Origin of the sequence: Streptococcus caprae, assembly GCF_042649745.1 — a bacterium.
In the GTDB taxonomy this organism is placed as follows: Bacteria; Bacillota; Bacilli; order Lactobacillales; family Streptococcaceae; genus Streptococcus; species Streptococcus caprae.
Window position 1 is genome coordinate 1 of the sequence record NZ_JBHRZV010000033.1, and the last position, 17,410, is coordinate 17,410.

Genomic DNA, 17,410 nt, shown 5'->3' on the forward strand with positions numbered 1-17,410 from the left:
GTCATTGATCTTCTTCGTCAATGGTGGTGGGGTTACCGTTACTGGAGGTGTATCCTTCGTGGTATCCGGGGTACCATCAACGTGGGATTTGTTTTGGTAGCTTACAGTCGCTGTGTTAGGGATCTTAGCGGTTGTCACACCTGCTTTGATGTGGGCTGTAATCACTAATTCAACTTCCTTACCTGCCAAGTCCTTAGCGTTGGCGAAGTCTTTCATCGTTGCTGTGACGTTTTGTCCGTCTACGGCAACATCGAAGAACTTAGCTGCGTCACCAAGAACGTCTGCGTCAACGACTGCGATGTCTCCATTTACGCTATCGCTGATCACCAATTTCTTGTAGCTTGTAATATCTACAGGAAGGGTAGTCTTGATGTTGTATGTGTATGGTGCTTCGTTGAGTGTATCAAGGTGCTCAAGAGTACCGTTGATCTTCTTCTCAACTGTTGGGTCCTCACCTGGAGGGGTTACTGTAACTGGCGGTGTTGGAGGTGTATCCTTAGGCGGTGTTTCACCGTCTGGATCTTCTTCACCATCAACGATTGGCGTGTTACTGAAGGTAATCTTAGCCGTGTTAGGGATGTTCTGACGAGTCACGCCTGCACGGACTTGAGATACAATCACCAACTCAACTTCTTGACCGGCAATCGCTGCCGCTGCCTTGAAGTCCTTGATGGTTGCGGTCACAACTTGACCTTCTACCTTCACATCGAAGAATTTCGCAGCGTCGCCAACAATCTTAGCTGACTTCGCTTCCAAGTCTTTATCAAGAGTATCCACAATCACGTAAGACTTGTACTTGGCAATGTTGCCAGGAACGACTGTCTTGATGTTGTAGTTGTAGTCTTTCTTGTTCTCGATATCAAGGCTATCAAGTTTGTCATTGATCTTCTTCGTCAATGGTGGTGGGGTTACCGTTACTGGAGGAGTATCCTTCGTGGTATCCGGGGTACCATCAACGTGGGATTTGTTTTGGTAGGTAATCTTAGCTGTGTTAGGGATCTTAGCGGTTGTCACACCTGGTTTGATGTGGGCTGTGATCACCAACTCAACTGGCTTACCTGCCAAGGCTTTGGCATCCTTGAAGTCCTTCATGGTCGCAGTCACGGTTTGACCTTCTACCTTCACATCGAAGAACTTAGCTGCGTCGCCAAGAACGTTCGCACCGGCAACCGCAATCTCACCGTTCACCTCATCGCTGATCACAAACTTCTTATAAGAAGTAATGTCAACTGGAAGTTTCGCTGTGATATTGTATGTGTATGGTGCTTCGTTGAGGGTATCAAGGTGCTCAAGAGTACCGTTGATCTTCTTCTCAACTGTTGGATCCTCACCTGGAGGGGTTACTGTAACTGGCTTAGTTTCCTTCTCACCGTCATTACCTGACTTGTTGGTATAGGTTACCTTAGCCGTGTTAGGGATCTCCTGACGGGTCACGCCTTTACGGATTTGAGCTGAAATCACCAACTCAACTTCTTTGGTCGCAAGTTCACCTGCATTGGCGAAGTCTTTCATAGTAGCAGTCACTACTTGACCTTCTACCTTCACATCGAAGAATCGAGCTGCGTCACCTGTGATAACTGGAGTACCTTGGATAGCCAAGTCTTGATCCAATTCATCGGTGATCACAAACTTCTTGTAGGCTGTGATATCAAGCGGAAGCTTGGTCGTGATGTTGTAGTTGTAGTTGGTTTCAGTTGCTGTATCCAAGTGTGTCTCTGTCTTGTTGATCTTCTTCTCAACAGTTGGATCTTCACTTGGAGGGGTTACTGGAACTTCATTAGAGTCCTTGTTTTGACCTGGCTTATCACCTACAGACAAGTTAGCCTTGTTGGGGATCGCGCCGTCTGCGTTCAAGAATGGTTTCAGAGCTTCTGCTGTGGTACCGTCCTTGATCTTAGCCTTGATGGTCAAGGTCACTTCTTTACCGGCAAACTCAGCCAATTTTTCAACTGGGATAGAGGCAACAACCTTACCACTTGCGGCATTCGCATCTGCTGGGCTTGTTACTGTACCTGCTTCAAACTTGGTCTCAGTGATGGTCAAGATGTCCACAAGGTCATCGGTCAATTCAAACTTAGTATAGCCAGTTGTGTTTTCTGGGACAGTCACTGTCACATCGTACGTGAACACTTGGTTCATCGTATCAAGAGTCAGAGCGTCTTTAGTATCAACCGTCTTAACTGGTTTTGGCAATTCACCTGGAGGTGTTACCGTAACTTTATTAGTTGGTTTTTCGCCCTTAACATTTTTACTGTCAGTATAGTTGATTTTCGCAACGTTAGGAATGTTAACGGTCTTAACATCTTTATTGATGCTTGCTGGAATTACCAATTCAACTTCTTGACCGGCAAAAGCAGCGGCAGCCTCAAAGTCTTTAATAGTTGCTGTAACTGTTTGACCTGACTGTTCAACAGTAAAGAAGTCTGCAGCAGCTCCACTGATAGTCGCTTTTTCAACTGCACCATCTTTAACAAAGAATGACAATTCCTTGTTCAATTCATCAGAAATAACGAATGACTTATATGAACCGATATCTGTAGGAAGTTTCACAGTAACGTTATAAACGTAGCGACCTTCATTTTCAATATCCAAGTGGTCAAGTTCTTTGTTGATTTTCTTAGTCGGTGTTGGAGGAGTAACTGTTACAGGATCAGTTTCCTTAGTTTTCTCTTCATCTTTACTATTTGTAAAGTCAACACTTGCCTTGTTCTCAATAGTCGTACCAATAACGCCGACTTTAACTTTGGCAGGGATAATCAACTCAACATTAGACAATTTAGCAAGATCAGCAAACTTACCTTCTTTGACAGTGGCAGTGACAAGTTGGCCTTCTGTCTTGATGTCAAAGAGAGCTGCTGTTGCTTCGTCTTTAATAGTAACATCGCCCGCAATAACGAGGTTGCTATCAAGCGTATCTTTGATGACAAATTTCTTATATGTTGCAATATCCGTAGGAATATCCGTTACGATATTGTAGGTGTAAGGAAGATCATCAAATGTTACGAGATTATTGAGACTACCATTGATTGTTTTCTTAATCTCAGGTTCAGTTGGTTTTGGAGGTGTAACCGTTACTTCGTTAGAAGTAATTGGTTTGTTTCCATTGAGGGTTACATCAGCCGTATTCGGAATCTTAATTACACCATTTTTAGTGTATTTAGAAACATCGGCACCTGAACGAATCTTAGCCTTGAACTTAAGAACAATGTTCATTTCTTGGCTTGGATCTTTGTCATAGTCTTTTTCAACAAGGCTGTTCAGAGCTTTGATTTTGCTTGCATTACCGAAATCAACTGTAATCTTATTATCTTCAATCGTTGGTTTGGCACGAGATGTGTAATCTTTTGCACCAATAGAAACTGTTTCAGAACCTTCGACGATTTCAAGTTCAGATACAACTTGGTCTTCAATCTTGAAGGAATCAACAAGACCTGGCCAAGGAACCGTTACTGCATACTCAAACTCTTCAGCTTGTTCTTTAAGATCATAGTGTTCTGCGTTGTTGACTGCTTTCTCAATCTCAGTTACAACTGGAGGTTTAACATAGACAGCATTAGAGTTACGCATCGTACTCTTAGACACAACTGTCTTACCGTCATCAGCGTATTTTGTCGCATGCTCATCATTGTTAGGTGTGCTACCACCATTCCACATGATAGAAGCTTGGTTTGAAATACCGTATTTCTTGTTTAGGTTAAGGATTTCGCTATAAGCTTTTGTACCTTGTTCACGGTATTCGGCCTTAAGTTTAACCGTTACGACCAAACGTGCTTGTTTCATGACAAGACCATCGTAAGGTCCTTTATCTTCTGCCTTGGTTCCTTTTTTCTCAGGAATCTTAGCATAGACAACCGTACGGTCGTTCCCTTTTGCGTCTTTTTGAGTAACTTGCTCTACCTTATAGTTCAAGTTGAAACCAGAAAGGTCTTCAACTTTGGCATCAACAACCTCAAAGCGATAATCGAGCGGATCAACCAACATGGCGTTTTCTTTCCACTCGTATGGTGAGTTGTTGAAGCGGTAGTTTACAGTGTAAGTGAAAGTCTCATCTGCAGCTGTCAAGTTAGCGCCATAAGCAGGCTTTTTAGACAGTTTCAAGGGATCATCAATTGTTCCAGCATCGTTAGATGTATCTTGGTCAGTGATAGTCTTAGTTGATGAAGGGTAGCAATATTTAATCTCTTCAACTTCACGGGTTGTCGGAGTCTTGCCACCAATTTCAGCAGTTTCATAGTTACCAACTTTGAACTTACCTGTCAACTGAGGAATAGTGATAGTTTCTTTGGCTGGGGTATAGTCATCTGAAGGGTCTACTTCGTCATCTTCAGATACATTTTCTGACTCTGTTTGCTTACTTAAATCATATTCAAAGTTGTTGTTCCCCGGATTAAAGACGCTTTCAGGGACTGAAATTGTTACTTTATTGCCAACTTGTTTAACTGTACCTCGAATTTGTTTTGTCAAATCTGTTGGTTCTTCAACCACTGTTTTGTTGTTAATTCGAACAGCGTCAACTGTATAGCCATCAGTAACTGTAAAATCCCCTTCAACATTTTCACGAACCATGGCGGCAGCTACAGCTTTTAGAACCTTCTGAGCAAAGAGATCAACATTTCCTTGTTCATTAACATAGAGGTCAACCTTCTCACCTGTGACTGGGTTTTCCTTCACACCAGATGACATGGTCTTGAGAGAGTCTTGGAAGGTCTGACGAACAGAACGAGACTCACCGGTCTGGATATTATAAGCTGTCAGGTAGTCTTGTTCGTACCCCTTACCATATTGTTGCGCCACAACAAAATTGGGCTTGTCTTCCCAGAAACCAATAACAACATCAGAGTTTTCTCCAAGTTCAGCTTTGAGTCTAGTCCCTCTGTCTACTAACTCCTTAGAGCGTTTCACAAAGTCTTGAGCACCTTCTGCATAGTTGAAGTAGTAATAGTAATAACCGTTATTTACATATGTAGTATAGTCTTTTCCATTAGTTAATCCGGTTAGTTTGCTAGAGTCTGTTGTATACCAATTACCATTGGTGTCTTGTCGGTCAAAACCATAAGTTTTAGCAATAAGACCCCAACGATAATCACTCTCATCAATAAAGACCTCTGTACCGTTAGTATCACGGTATCCATTAGCAACTCCATCAGTAATTAAGAGGAATACTGTTTTACGTTTATCATTATGACCAGCTGCCTGCTTGGCTGCCAAATAATCTCTAACAGCGTCGTCAATTGCTGGAACGGTTGGTGTGCCCCCCTCGGCCGCAGCTTTATTGAGCCTCTGATCAATAAATGACTTCAACTGAGCTTGATTAGAAATTAGAGATGTCTTATTATAACCATATGTACCTGCATCTAATGTGTAACTTGCACTGTCGCTAAAATCATTTCCTCTATAGCGTCTAACAGTATCCAAGCCCTGATAGGTCGCAATCATAACACGGTCCGTCGTGTCAGGGTTGTCTGTAAAGATTAATTTAGGATCTTCATGCTTGTAATCTGCTGCTGAAACTGGAGTTGTCAGAGTTGTCAATGCAGCATTAATGTTTGCAATGGTATTTTTGAAGGATCCCGATGTATCCTGCAAGATAACCAAGTCGATTGGTTGGCGTGGGAGTTCCCACTTGACTTCTTCTGTCGTCTCAATGACACGCTGACAGCCGTTTCGTGAAATCACCGGTTCCGACGTCGTTGTTGTTGTATCCACAGCGGATGCAACATCATAGAGCGAAAGAAGAGTTACAGGCAATGCTATACCAAAGGTAAATAACATGCCTAAAAATTTAATTAGCTTGCGCTTCATAAATGTCTCCTATAATTACTTTTTCTTCAGTTGTTGCTTAATAGTTTCCTATATTATAGTAGACTATCTAGCAACTCCTTTAGTTCTTTTTCCTCAAGTTCCGATACTGAAACTTGTTTGACAATATGATTTTTGTCGACGAAATAGGTGGTTGGAATATACTCCACCATAAGACTGTCTGCTGCCGTCTGGCTCTGGTCAAAAAAGTAAGGAAAAGTGAATTTTTGTTCCTTAATATATGACTCCGCCTGACTTTGCGGCTCATCAGCCTCATCCGTTAGGTTAATCATGACAAAATTAATCTTGTCCCCGTATTCTTCATAGACCTTTTGAATGACAGGGAGGTGTTTTTGACAATGTGCACACCAACTGGCCCAATCCACGATAATCATGGGCTTGTCATAGAATTCTTGGCTAGATACTTCCTGGCCCTTACTGTCAGTAACAGTAAATTCAGGTAGTTGCTGGCCTATAAGCTCCATGGCCTTTATCTCTTCTTCTGTATTCTCTTCAGTAGTTGGTTCAGCAACCTTAGCCGCTTGGGCTTTTTCCGCTTGAGCCTTGCTATAAAAATATCCAAAACTAGAGATTCCTAAGACAAACACACAACATGCTGAGATAACCCACCATTTGTGCGATTTTTCCATAGTCGTCCCCCCTTTCATATTAAATTGTCTATGATGAACGTCTTTAATTTTACTACACAATTTAAGCAAAATCAAGGAATTTTAGAAAAATTTAAGGTTAAATTTCGAATATTTCAAGCAAAAAAGCCCACTTCATGGGTTTTTAACCATTTTCTAATGTGTATAACAACAATATATTAACTTAGGTTAAAAAATTAGAATTTTTCAGGTAATCACAATTTTATACGGCCGTCCTAGTAATATTATTAAATTAATTGTCCGATGAAGAATTTCCTCTCCATAGCAAAAAGTATACTGGGATAACTCAAAACAATTCCTAAACCTTTTATTTACTCTGTTTTCTATGTACATATAAAGTCTTTGAATCCATAATAAAAGCCCTAAGATATGACTATGCTCAGGGCTATCTATTTAATCAAAGTAACGAATCAAGGTTTTTTCTGTAAGAATATCCGAATAGGTGTACGATTCAACATAGGTGTTACTAATGGCTCCAGCTTCACTAGATTGATCACTGTACTCAACGATAAAGAGGGAAGGGTATACTTCCGTCAACCGACCAATTTTATTCTTCTCGCGTTTCCGGCCGTTCTCCAAGGTCAATTCAACTTCTTGGCCTTCATGTGCCTTGATTTCCTCTTTGATTTTCTTCATTTTTGCAACATCTGCAAATGCATCACTCATGGTAGTTTTCCTTTTCTATTGTTGTTCAAATGGGGCAATGCTCGAGAACTTATTAAACTCTTTTTGGAAAAGAAGTTTTACAGTTCCACGGGCTCCAGCACGGTTTTTCTCCAAAATGACCTCCACTGAGTTATCTTCAAGGACTTCCTCGTTCGGGTCCTGCCCTTCCTTACGGTAATAATCCTCACGGTAGAGAAAGGCCACAATGTCTGCATCCTGTTCGATAGAACCAGACTCACGGATATCAGACAAAACAGGGCGTTTGTCTTGGCGTTGCTCAACGCCACGCGAAAGCTGGCTGAGGGCGATAACTGGAACCCGTAATTCCTTGGCTAAAATTTTCAACTGACGGGAGATGTCAGAAACCTCTTGTTGACGGTTCTCAGGACGTGTTCCCGTAATCAACTGAAGATAGTCAATCACAATAAGCCCCAGACCACCGTCGATTTCCTTGGCTAACTTACGAGAGCGGGCACGAATCTCTGTGATTTTAATCCCTGGCGTATCATCGATATAAATTGGTGCCTCAGCCAAGTTACCTTGTGCCAAGGTCAAACTCTGCCAATCTTGTTCCGTCAACTGGCCCGTCCTCAGGCTATGTGAATCGATTAAACCTTCGGCAGCCAGCATCCGGTCTACCAAGCTTTCAGCCCCCATTTCCAGAGAGAAAATCGCCACACCCCGCTTTTGCTTGGTTCCAACATTCTGTGCTATGTTAAGTACAAAAGCTGTCTTTCCGACTGCCGGACGTGCAGCAAGGATGATCAATTGATCAGGGTGTAAACCTGTTGTAATCTTGTCAAGTTCGCGGAAACCTGTCGGCAATCCCGTTACATCACTGGTTTGTTTAGCACGAGCTTCAAGGTTTTCATAGTTTATTCTCAAAACATCTGAAATCTTACGGAATCCGCTAGAATTACTATGCTCATTGATATCAATTAAGGCCTTCTCTGCACCAGAGATAATTTCCTCTGACGCTAAGGAGCCGTCATAGGCTGAGTTGACACTATCTGTCAAGCGTGTAATAATACGACGCAACATGGATTTTTCAGCCACAATCTTTGCGTAGTATTCTGCATTAGCTGAGGTTGGCACACTATTAATCAACTCAGCTAAGTAAGAAATTCCACCGATGTTTTGCAGGTCTCCCTGGCTATCAAGAACTGCCCGAACAGTCGTTGCATCGATCGCTTCATTGCGATCATTCAGTGTTATCATTGCCTGGTAGATAACACGGTGGGAATATTTGTAGAAATCTTCTGGTAGGACATACTCCATCACGCTGATTAACTTATCTGGCGTGATAAAGATGGACCCTAGGACAGATTGTTCAGCTAGTACATCATTGGGCTGAACTCTCAATTCTTGAGTGTCTGCCAAAACCTGTTACCTCCAATATCAATGTAAGTTTACAACATTGTCAATCTTGATTTACAAAACCGAAAATGTTGTAAACCCTCTAAATTTATTAAGCTTCTGTAATTTTTAGTTTTATAACTGCGTCAACTTCCTTATGGAGCTTGACTGGGACATCCACAAGTCCAATAGCTCGGATAGGGTGATCAACTTGGATATGGCGTTTATCAATCTTAAGACCAAACTGTTCCTGCAGTTCTTCTGCGATCTTCTTAGCTGTGATTGAGCCAAAGGTACGACCGTCTGGGCCTACTTTTTCGGTAAATTGAACCTGTGTTGCTTCATCTGAGAGTTTTGCTTTGATGGCCTGTGCCTCTGCTAAAATCTCAGCAGCATGTTTTTCTTCAGATTTTTGCTTGCCGGCTAATTCACTGATAGCTTGGTTCGTTGCTTCTTTAGCTAAGTTTTTCTTCAGGAGAAAGTTTTGAGCATAACCAGTTGGAACTTCCTTGATTTCGCCTTTTTTTCCTTTTCCTTTAACGTCTGCTAAAAAGATAACTTTCATACTAGGTTTCCTCTTTCTTAATTTCTTGTTGAATATGAGTGACCAAGGCATCATAGGCCTCAGAAATACTCAGTTCTGAGAGTTGACAGGCTGCTAGATTGAAATGCCCACCACCCCCAAGTTTTTCCATAATCCGCTGAACATTTACAGTACTTTTACTACGAGCAGAAATAGCAACGTCATAGGTGACATTTCGTGTAATGACAAAAGTTGCTTCAATTCCAGCCATGGTTAGCAGGGTATCAGCAGCTTTGCTAGCTATAACATTGGTATAAGTCTTATCCTCAGTTGCAGCAGCGACGATAATATTTCCATTTATGCGCTCTCCTCTGAGAATAAGTTCATTGATTTGACGGTATTCATCGAAGTCCGTTGCAGCAATATTTTGAATCTCAACACTGTCAGATCCAAGTGTCCTCAAGTAAGATGCCACATCAAAGGTTCTGCTGGTCACGCGCGTTGAGAAATTCTTTGTATCCAGCATGATACCTGCCATGAGTATACTTGCCTGCATGCGGGTAAGACGAGGTCGCAAGTCTTGGAATTGGATAAGCTCTGTTACCAATTCAGAGGCGCTAGAAGCACCGCTTTCGATGTAGGTCAATACAGAATTTTTTGGAAAATCCTCATCGCGACGATGATGATCAACCACAATCACCTCGCGAAATTGACCCAATAGCTCTTGAGACAGTGTTAAAGCTGTTTTAGAGTGATCGACAAGAATCAACAGAGCATTGTCGGTGACTTTCTCTAAGGCTTCTTCAATGGTGATTAGATTTGTTTTTCCATCATCCTTGAGTCGAGATATCGCTCGGGCGATATCAGGGCTCATTTGCTGTTCATCGTAAACAGCATAAGTCTCTTCAATCAATTTGGAAGCGAAGAACTGCATTCCGACAGCAGAACCCAAGGCGTCCATATCAAGATTCTTATGACCTACAACAAAGACAGAATCAACAGACTTTATCTTGTCTGAAATCGCCGTCATCATGGCACGAGTCCGTGTCCGAGTCCGTTTAATATTAGTCGCAGAACCACCACCGAAATACTGGAAGTCCTTACTGTCGTCGTTTTCCTTGACGACAACTTGGTCTCCTCCACGAACGAGTGCCATATTAAGATTTTTTTGAGCCATTTGACCAATTTCATGATGGTTATGGTCTCCAAAAGAAATCCCCATACTCATGGTCAATGCCAATTCTTGTTCTTTGGCTTGTTGGCGAAATTGATCTAGAATCTCAAACTTATTTTTCATAAGATCGCTGAGGACAGCATAGTCTGTAAAGAAGTAAAATCTGTCCTTATCTAAACGACGATAGAAGATCTTCTTTTCTTCCGAAAAATGAGAAATAAAATTTGCGATAAAAGCGTTAATTGTGGAGACTTCTGAATCTTGAAGGCTCTCTGTCACGTCATCGTAGTTGTCAATCGAAATCACACCGATTACCGGACTAAAATCGCTGAGTTCTTGAGCTTCACGAACTACAGAAGTTCCCTCAAAAAAGTAGAATACTCCAGCAGCCAAATCAATAGCTGTCGTGTATTTTTTGTCCGCAATCTCCAATGTACTGTTAGCAGTAGATGTTTTTCGGTTTTCAATGGCATCTATGACCGTCTGCAAATCGAAATCGCCTTTATCTGTCGAGAAAATCAACTCAGCATAAGGATTAAACCACTCGATAGCTGTCGTCAAGACATCGAATTTGACAACACCGACAGGCATCTGAGACAAGAGACTCTTGAGACTCTCCTCCGTTTGGTCATTCAGTTCCTCAAGCTCTTCTAGCTCCGTCAATTCATAAATCTGCTTTTGAAGGTAAAGCATCCCTACCATGAACGCAATAGCTAAAAATAGGATGATCATGAACCCACGTGGGATTTGAAAATTTCCTGCTAAAAGCGCTAAAATTCCAAATACGATGAGGCCAATCATCACAAGATGAATGGTCGCTAAACGAATTTTTTTCATTAAACTAAAACCTCTTAAGGTATAATTATACCACAAAAAGCCCCTAAAACCTAGGGGCCCAATCCTTTTGACCTAAATTTTTTTGATTTTTGATAATAAGTTTAAGCCACGGCAGAGCTGGCACCTAGTAACCCTTAGAATTAGTCCTTAAAGTACGGTAATTTCAGCAATCGAGATGAAATTACGGTCGCTACAATAGCCTTAATTGTATCCCCTGGGATAAAAATAAGATTGGACAAAAGCATCTCTACAAGCGGTGCCTCGGTATAGTAGGATAAGTAAACAGCTCCTAAGACATCCACCAAAACAACACCCGCTAAAAAGATATTGATAAAGGTAAGTGGAAAGTTTTCTTTGCCTAATAGGCCTTTTAAACCACTATAGGCAAGAGGAACAACTAACCAAGCAACAACATAGCCAGCTGTTGGACCTACCATCACTGATATCGTCGTACTTCCTCCCGTAAATACGGGAACAAGAAGACCAATTAAGAGAAATAGTAAGACAGCTAGACTCCCTTTGCGACCACCTAGCAACATCGCTACCATCATAATTCCCATGTTTTGCAAAACAATCGGAACAGGAATAAAACCGAGCGGAATAGCCGGCATAAAGCCTAAAACAACGATTAAGGTCGTCATCAATGCAATATGAGTGAGGGTTCTAGTTGATTTCATCTTCTAAAGACTCCTTTGAAAAATAAATCAAGGCATGTAGTTTACACTTGGGGTTAAAAGGAGAAGTGCAGTAGGGACAGGCTCCTTGCTCATATTGGTCTTTCGTAAGCAACTTCTCACAGACTCCACATAGAACAGGATAGATCTCTGTCGGTAGACTAGCCCGAAAATGGTGATCTTCCATACTATCATGGCACTGATAACAAGCATAATAGCGTTGGCAAGCTTGACATTTAAGTGAGACGATATCCAACTCCGTATGATAGTGTAGGCATCGACTCTGACTATCTAATCCCAATCCGTAAAACTTCATAACCTTTTTTCCTAACTGTTTATTAGTGTAATGAATTTACGATACTTTGTCAACCTGTTTTTTTAAAATGGTTAACTTTTTAAGACTCCATAAAAAATAACACAAAATTTTATGGGAAAATAGCTTTTTTAGAAGTTTATAAACCTCGGATTGAGATTAAACATTAACCTGTATGATGGGTGTAAACTTTATCTCAGCACAAAGACTAGGAAGAGGATTTATATTTTTTTTTAAACTATGCTATAATATGGGTATAGAAAAGCTGTCCTAAAAATGAAAAAGAAGTGACTTATGACTCCAATAAAAATTGATGTGGTTGCCGTTCCTTTAAGTGGGCATCTCTATCCAATAATGGATATGGTTCGACCTCTACTCGTAGATAAACGCTATAAAATCCGACTATTCACTGGACCTCAAAAAGCTGACATTGCAAGACAAGTCGGCTTTGAGGTCCATACCTTTTTAGAAAATAGCATAGAAGAATTTAAAAAAGTTGCCAACAACGAAAAGCAGACAAACCTATTCAGTGCCTATCGTCAAATTTCCGACAGTGTCGATATTATCAATGAAGTCTCCGATTTTCTGCTACAGGAATGGGCGATTGAAAAGCCTGACATTGTTCTAGCTGATTTTATCACGCTCTCCCCTGGCTTGGTTTGCCAACAGTTGCAAATCCCGTGGATTACAAGTATGGCAACCCAATTTGCAATTGAAAGTCAAGATGGTCCTCCCTGTTTTTTTGGTGGGTGGAAAAACGAAGACAATTACTGGGCACAGTTTCGCAATGCCTGTGGGCGTCAATTAACCCGCCTTGGCAAACGAATTGTCGCTTTTTTGCTCCGCAAAAAAACAGCTCGCTATGCCTTTAAAATTTATAATGAAAAAGGAGAAGAATCCATCTATTCTCCCTATTCTATACTGGGATTAGGAATGCAAGAAGTCGAATTAAAAGCTGGATTCCCAGAGCATTTTGTCTGGGCTGGTCCTGCTTGTTCCTCTTTTGAGCAATCCCATCAATTACCCTTAGATTTAATCGGTAAAGGACAGAAAAATATCCTCATTTCTTGTGGAACGCAACTTCAATGGGGCAAAGACAACCAAATTGAAATTGCCCAACGACTGGGAGAGTTACATCCAGATTGCCATTTTATCGTAACTCTTGGAAATGCAAAAAAGATGGCAGAAGCACCAAACCCACTAACACCTAACGTTACTGTTGTCCAATACCTCCCTTATACCGAATACATTCCCCAGATGGATTTCGTCATCCACCATGGCGGAGCTGGAATCTTTTATAACTGTATCAAGTATGGTAAACCTGCTCTGATTTTACCACATGACTATGACCAGCCTGATTTCGCTGTAAGAGGAGAAGTTGCGGATATTGCCTACATCTCAGATAAAAAAGACCTTGCCAATATTTGTAAACAATTTGAACGTTTGATTAATCGTAAGGACTGGTTTGCTTTGAATACCCTTCAAAAAACATTTACGAGCTACCACCCCTCTGAACGGCTAAAGGAGGAAATTGATCGTATTTTGAGCACAAGAGAGTCCTAAACTCTTGGCTGTATTCGCTTCATATCGAGCCTTGACTATGAGATACTATAAGAGGCTTGATAAAAAGCCTCAGAGATCGTAAATGGCTTAGAATGACGTCCCCAAAGAACGTTGATTCTAAGCCATTTTTATTTTAAAATTTTATCTAAAAGGTTGAATTTTGAGCTTTTCCCAGCCTCTCTCTATCATTCTTCCTTGGTTTTATGTTTAGAAATTGATCGACTGCGGCCTTCCAAATACACCATCAAGATGGAGATATCTGCTGGGTTAACACCGGAAATCCGGCTGGCCTGTCCAATAGTTTCAGGGTTGATTTTCTTGAATTTTTGACGAGCTTCTGTTGCGATACTGTCAATGTCATCCCAGTCGATATCCGCTGGAATGCGTTTTTCTTCCATACGCTTCATCTTAGCAACCTGGTCAAGGGCCTTGTTGATATATCCTTCGTACTTAATTTCCGTTTCAATCAGCTCAATTAGCTTGGTATCTAAATCTTCTGCCGCAGGCCCGATAAACTGAACAGCAGTAGCATAATCAATCTCTGGACGACGCATAAATTCCTTAGCAGTCATAGCATCTGTTAACGGTTTGAAACCAAGAGCTTGAACTTGTGCATTGGTTTCTTTAACAGGCTTAAGCTTGATACTATCTAGACGCGCCATTTCACTATCAAATTGATTTTTCTTGATTTCAAAGCGAGACCAACGGGCATCATCTACCAAGCCTACCTCACGTCCCAAGGCAGTTAAGCGCATATCTGCATTATCATGACGGAGGATCAGACGATACTCAGCCCGAGATGTTAGGAGACGATAGGGTTCCAAGGTTCCTTTGGTTACAAGATCATCAATCATGACACCGATATAAGCATCGCTCCGTTTGAGGATAAACTCAGGCTTCCCTTGAACCTTGAGAGCAGCATTTATACCCGCAATCAAGCCCTGACCAGCAGCTTCTTCATAGCCTGATGTTCCATTTGTTTGACCGGCGGTAAATAGCCCAGCGATAACCTTTGTTTCCAAAGTTGGACGAAGTTGGTGAGGTAAGACAATATCGTACTCAATGGCATAACCCGTCCGCATCATCTCCGCATTTTCAAGCCCCTTGATGGAATGCAACAAGTCTTTTTGGACATCTTCAGGCAGACTGGTTGACAGACCTTGGACATAGACCTCCTCTGTATTACGCCCTTCTGGCTCTAAGAAAAGCTGATGGCGATCCTTGTCTGCAAAGCGGACAATCTTGTCTTCAATGGAGGGACAATAGCGAGGTCCAACCCCCTTGACAATTCCTGAGAACATGGGAGCCCGGTAGAGATTATCATTGATAATCTTATGACTAGCTTCATTCGTGTAGGTTAACCAGCATGGAATCTGATCTTGTAAATAATCCTCGTCACGAGACATAAAGGAGAAGTGGTTAGGTTTTTCATCCCCTGGCTGGATTTCCGTCACGGAGTAATCAATAGACGACGCCTTAACACGTGGTGGTGTCCCTGTCTTAAAACGACCAATTTCCAGCCCTAATTTCTTGAGATTATCCGCCAGAGTAACTGAGGCTAGGCTGTTATTTGGGCCAGATGAATACTTGAGTTCACCCAGGATAATCTCACCACGAAGAGCTGTTCCTGTCGTCACAACGACTGCTTTTGCGGAAAAAGCCTGACCTGTTGCGGTCACAACTCCCGTCACTTTGCCATCTTCGACCAAAATATCGTCAATCATGGACTGGCGGATGGTTAGATTTTCCTGCTGCTCAACCGTGTGCTTCATATTACGGGCATAAAGTTCCTTATCAGCTTGGGCACGCAAGGCACGCACCGCAGGACCTTTCCCCGTATTGAGCATCTTCATTTGGATGTAGGATTTATCAATGTTGACACCCATTTGCCCACCAAGTGCATCAATTTCACGGACAACAATCCCTTTTGCCGAACCACCAACTGACGGATTGCAAGGCATAAAAGCAATCATGTCAAGGTTGATCGTCGCAAGCAAGGTCTTGCATCCCATTCGACTAGCAGCAAGCGAAGCTTCAACCCCAGCATGCCCTCCACCAATAACAATAACATCGTAATGTTCTGTAAAGTTCTGTGTCATTTTCTCAATAGCAGAGCTGTAAATCTACTCAACTCTACCTTATCCTTTCTCATTTTAATGCTTTTCAAGGTTGACAATATGTGTCAAGTTATTATTCCAGTCTTTCAGTGCTGTCTTGAGAAAGGCCGGTTTGAGGTCAATCCTGTCAAGCTCATCAATGGCTACCCACTCACAAGCACGTTTCTCGTTATCTTCCACCATGGTCGTGTTCGGCTCAGTGACAGGCGTGACTAGGTAGTGGAATTCGATGTTGTGGAAGTTGACACCAGATTGACAGAAGGCGTTCTCCACGACAAAAGCCAGCTTGTCAACCCGAACCTCGCAGCCGATTTCTTCCCTTACTTCACGCTGGACAGCTTCTTCTGTGGTCTCACCAACCTCAACCGCCCCACCAATGGCGTAATAAATTCCTTCTGATGCTGAATTGCAGAGATAAATCTTTCCATCACGGACAATCAAAGCCGTTGCCCGAACACCGTAAACCTGATTGTCAACATTAGTCCGAAAATCCATCACTTAATTCTCCTCTCTATTAAAGATATGTTGGAGCTGACCTGTCCAGTTTTTCAGTGCTGTCTTGAGAAAACTAGGGTTAAGATTGATCTCATCTAAATCGTTGATAGCAACCCACTCACAGGTCCGATTTGTTCCACCTTCCATTACCACTGGATTAGGTTCAGACAGTGGTGTCACCAGATACAGAAACTCGATTTGATGATGCATAACATCATTAAGTGTAAAGTGATTTTCAACCACAAAGGCTAGTCGTTCAACAGTCACTGCCACCCCGATTTCTTCTGCCAACTCTCGTTTCACAGCTTGTTCCGTCGTTTCACCAACAGCAACCGCTCCACCAAGGAGATAGTATTCTGATTTTGGTGATTTGACCAAGTACAAGGTCTTATCTCTTATCATCAAACCAGAAACCCTAACAGCAAAACTAATGTTGTCAACCTTAGTCCGAAAATCCATCTGTCTCCCTTTCTCGTCACAAAAAAGCCAAAGCCATGATTGCATGCCAAAAAGACACACAAGACAATGAGCTTTGACTTTCATCGTGTTGTTAGGAATATTGTAGCAGAAAACGGACTGGTTTTCAAGTTTCAATGGCTTCAATTAAGCCAATTAATTCATAATTAGTTGCATGTTTCTGGATAAACTCATGTAGAAATTGCCTTCCCCAAATCTTTTGAATCAACTCTACGGGTAGTTCTGGCAAAATCTCTTTGAAACTTCTTTTGGTGATTCGATTCAATTCATCTAACAAAGACGCTTCCTGACGTTTTCGACCTGCGTCTTGCTTAGGGTAACCCACACCAAACTCACCATCAAATAGCTTCTCTAAAGTGTACTCTAAGTTCAATTCAGCAGACCAGCGAACATTCAATCCTAATGGAAACGACACCACATTCCCATTATTTATTCTTCCAAAAAGGAAAGCATCTTGAGGTGTTTGGACCAGACCACATTTCAAACCTGGCAAGCTATTACAAGCTAGCATCATGCCTTGACCTGAGGAACAACCCGTTACCATAAAATCTAAACTACCACTTTCGATTAACAAACTAATCATGATAGCAACTTCCGTATAAGAATAATTTTCTAACTCACTTGGGAATACTCCCAGATTATAGACTTCATGAGTTTCTCCAGCTACTTTTTGTACGGTTGAAAATAGCAGTTCATTTATTTCTACGCGCGTACTTGCTTGTATCACACCAATTCTCATTTTGTAACC

Annotated in this window: 13 protein-coding genes; 1 reads left to right on the forward strand and 12 read right to left on the reverse strand. The window is 41.8% G+C overall.

Going from position 1 to position 17,410, the window contains the following annotated elements; genetic code table 11:
- The 8 genes from ACFORF_RS04985 to ACFORF_RS05020 all read right to left on the reverse strand — a co-directional run.
- Window positions 1–5,802, reverse strand: a 5,802-nt coding sequence (locus ACFORF_RS04985; protein ID WP_380426067.1) for an isopeptide-forming domain-containing fimbrial protein, incomplete at its 3' end; no start/stop codon positions are given.
- Window positions 5,803–5,855: 53 nt separating this feature from the next.
- Window positions 5,856–6,449, reverse strand: coding sequence for a TlpA family protein disulfide reductase (locus ACFORF_RS04990; protein ID WP_380426069.1), 594 nt, complete (start codon window positions 6,447–6,449; stop codon window positions 5,856–5,858).
- Between the two features lie 411 nt (window positions 6,450–6,860).
- On the reverse strand, window positions 6,861–7,133 hold the full coding sequence (locus ACFORF_RS04995; RefSeq protein ID WP_380426071.1) for a Veg family protein: 273 nt from the start codon (window positions 7,131–7,133) through the stop codon (window positions 6,861–6,863).
- A gap of 15 nt (window positions 7,134–7,148) precedes the next feature.
- Complete coding sequence (gene dnaB / locus ACFORF_RS05000; RefSeq protein WP_380426073.1) at window positions 7,149–8,513, reverse strand: replicative DNA helicase; 1,365 nt, start codon at window positions 8,511–8,513, stop codon at window positions 7,149–7,151.
- A gap of 88 nt (window positions 8,514–8,601) precedes the next feature.
- Window positions 8,602–9,054, reverse strand: coding sequence for a 50S ribosomal protein L9 (rplI, locus tag ACFORF_RS05005; protein WP_380426075.1), 453 nt, complete (start codon window positions 9,052–9,054; stop codon window positions 8,602–8,604).
- A 1-nt stretch (window position 9,055) separates the two neighbouring features.
- A complete protein-coding gene (locus ACFORF_RS05010) occupies window positions 9,056–11,023 on the reverse strand; it encodes a DHH family phosphoesterase (RefSeq protein WP_380426077.1) in 1,968 nt (655 codons plus the stop codon).
- 140 nt (window positions 11,024–11,163) lie between these two features.
- The gene (locus ACFORF_RS05015; RefSeq protein ID WP_380426079.1) at window positions 11,164–11,700 is read right to left on the reverse strand and encodes a biotin transporter BioY; all 537 of its coding nucleotides are present in this window, start codon (window positions 11,698–11,700) and stop codon (window positions 11,164–11,166) included.
- Window positions 11,687–12,013 (reverse strand): CHY zinc finger protein, encoded by a 327-nt coding sequence (locus ACFORF_RS05020; RefSeq protein ID WP_380426081.1) that lies wholly within the window; start codon window positions 12,011–12,013, stop codon window positions 11,687–11,689. The genes ACFORF_RS05015 and ACFORF_RS05020 overlap by 14 nt, the downstream gene beginning before the upstream one ends.
- Window positions 12,014–12,304: 291 nt before the next feature.
- Here ACFORF_RS05020 and ACFORF_RS05025 point away from each other — a divergent pair, with 291 nt between their 5' ends.
- A complete protein-coding gene (locus ACFORF_RS05025) occupies window positions 12,305–13,573 on the forward strand; it encodes a glycosyltransferase (protein WP_380426083.1) in 1,269 nt (422 codons plus the stop codon).
- A gap of 185 nt (window positions 13,574–13,758) precedes the next feature.
- On the opposite strand, the gene mnmG is transcribed toward ACFORF_RS05025, so the two are convergent.
- The 4 genes from mnmG to ACFORF_RS05045 form a co-directional block, all read right to left on the reverse strand.
- Complete coding sequence (mnmG, locus tag ACFORF_RS05030; protein ID WP_380426085.1) at window positions 13,759–15,672, reverse strand: tRNA uridine-5-carboxymethylaminomethyl(34) synthesis enzyme MnmG; 1,914 nt, start codon at window positions 15,670–15,672, stop codon at window positions 13,759–13,761.
- A 54-nt stretch (window positions 15,673–15,726) separates the two neighbouring features.
- A complete protein-coding gene (locus ACFORF_RS05035) occupies window positions 15,727–16,185 on the reverse strand; it encodes an NUDIX hydrolase (RefSeq protein WP_380426087.1) in 459 nt (152 codons plus the stop codon).
- 3 nt (window positions 16,186–16,188) lie between these two features.
- Complete coding sequence (locus tag ACFORF_RS05040) at window positions 16,189–16,644, reverse strand: NUDIX hydrolase (RefSeq protein WP_380426089.1); 456 nt, start codon at window positions 16,642–16,644, stop codon at window positions 16,189–16,191.
- A 124-nt stretch (window positions 16,645–16,768) separates the two neighbouring features.
- On the reverse strand, window positions 16,769–17,401 hold the full coding sequence (locus tag ACFORF_RS05045) for an RpiB/LacA/LacB family sugar-phosphate isomerase (protein ID WP_380426091.1): 633 nt from the start codon (window positions 17,399–17,401) through the stop codon (window positions 16,769–16,771).
- Window positions 17,402–17,410 lie beyond the last annotated feature (9 nt).

Coding starts and splice junctions, on each gene's coding strand:
- ACFORF_RS04995 (WP_380426071.1), bottom strand. CDS start 7,133: ATGAGTGATGCATTTGCAGATGTTGCAAAAATGAAGAAAATCAAAGAG.
- ACFORF_RS05010 (WP_380426077.1), bottom strand. CDS start 11,023: ATGAAAAAAATTCGTTTAGCGACCATTCATCTTGTGATGATTGGCCTC.
- ACFORF_RS05025 (WP_380426083.1), top strand. CDS start 12,305: ATGACTCCAATAAAAATTGATGTGGTTGCCGTTCCTTTAAGTGGGCAT.
- ACFORF_RS05020 (WP_380426081.1), bottom strand. CDS start 12,013: ATGAAGTTTTACGGATTGGGATTAGATAGTCAGAGTCGATGCCTACAC.
- ACFORF_RS04990 (WP_380426069.1), bottom strand. CDS start 6,449: ATGGAAAAATCGCACAAATGGTGGGTTATCTCAGCATGTTGTGTGTTT.
- rplI (WP_380426075.1), bottom strand. CDS start 9,054: ATGAAAGTTATCTTTTTAGCAGACGTTAAAGGAAAAGGAAAAAAAGGC.
- ACFORF_RS05040 (WP_380426089.1), bottom strand. CDS start 16,644: ATGGATTTTCGGACTAAGGTTGACAACATTAGTTTTGCTGTTAGGGTT.
- mnmG (WP_380426085.1), bottom strand. CDS start 15,672: ATGACACAGAACTTTACAGAACATTACGATGTTATTGTTATTGGTGGA.
- ACFORF_RS05045 (WP_380426091.1), bottom strand. CDS start 17,401: ATGAGAATTGGTGTGATACAAGCAAGTACGCGCGTAGAAATAAATGAA.
- ACFORF_RS05015 (WP_380426079.1), bottom strand. CDS start 11,700: ATGAAATCAACTAGAACCCTCACTCATATTGCATTGATGACGACCTTA.
- ACFORF_RS05035 (WP_380426087.1), bottom strand. CDS start 16,185: ATGGATTTTCGGACTAATGTTGACAATCAGGTTTACGGTGTTCGGGCA.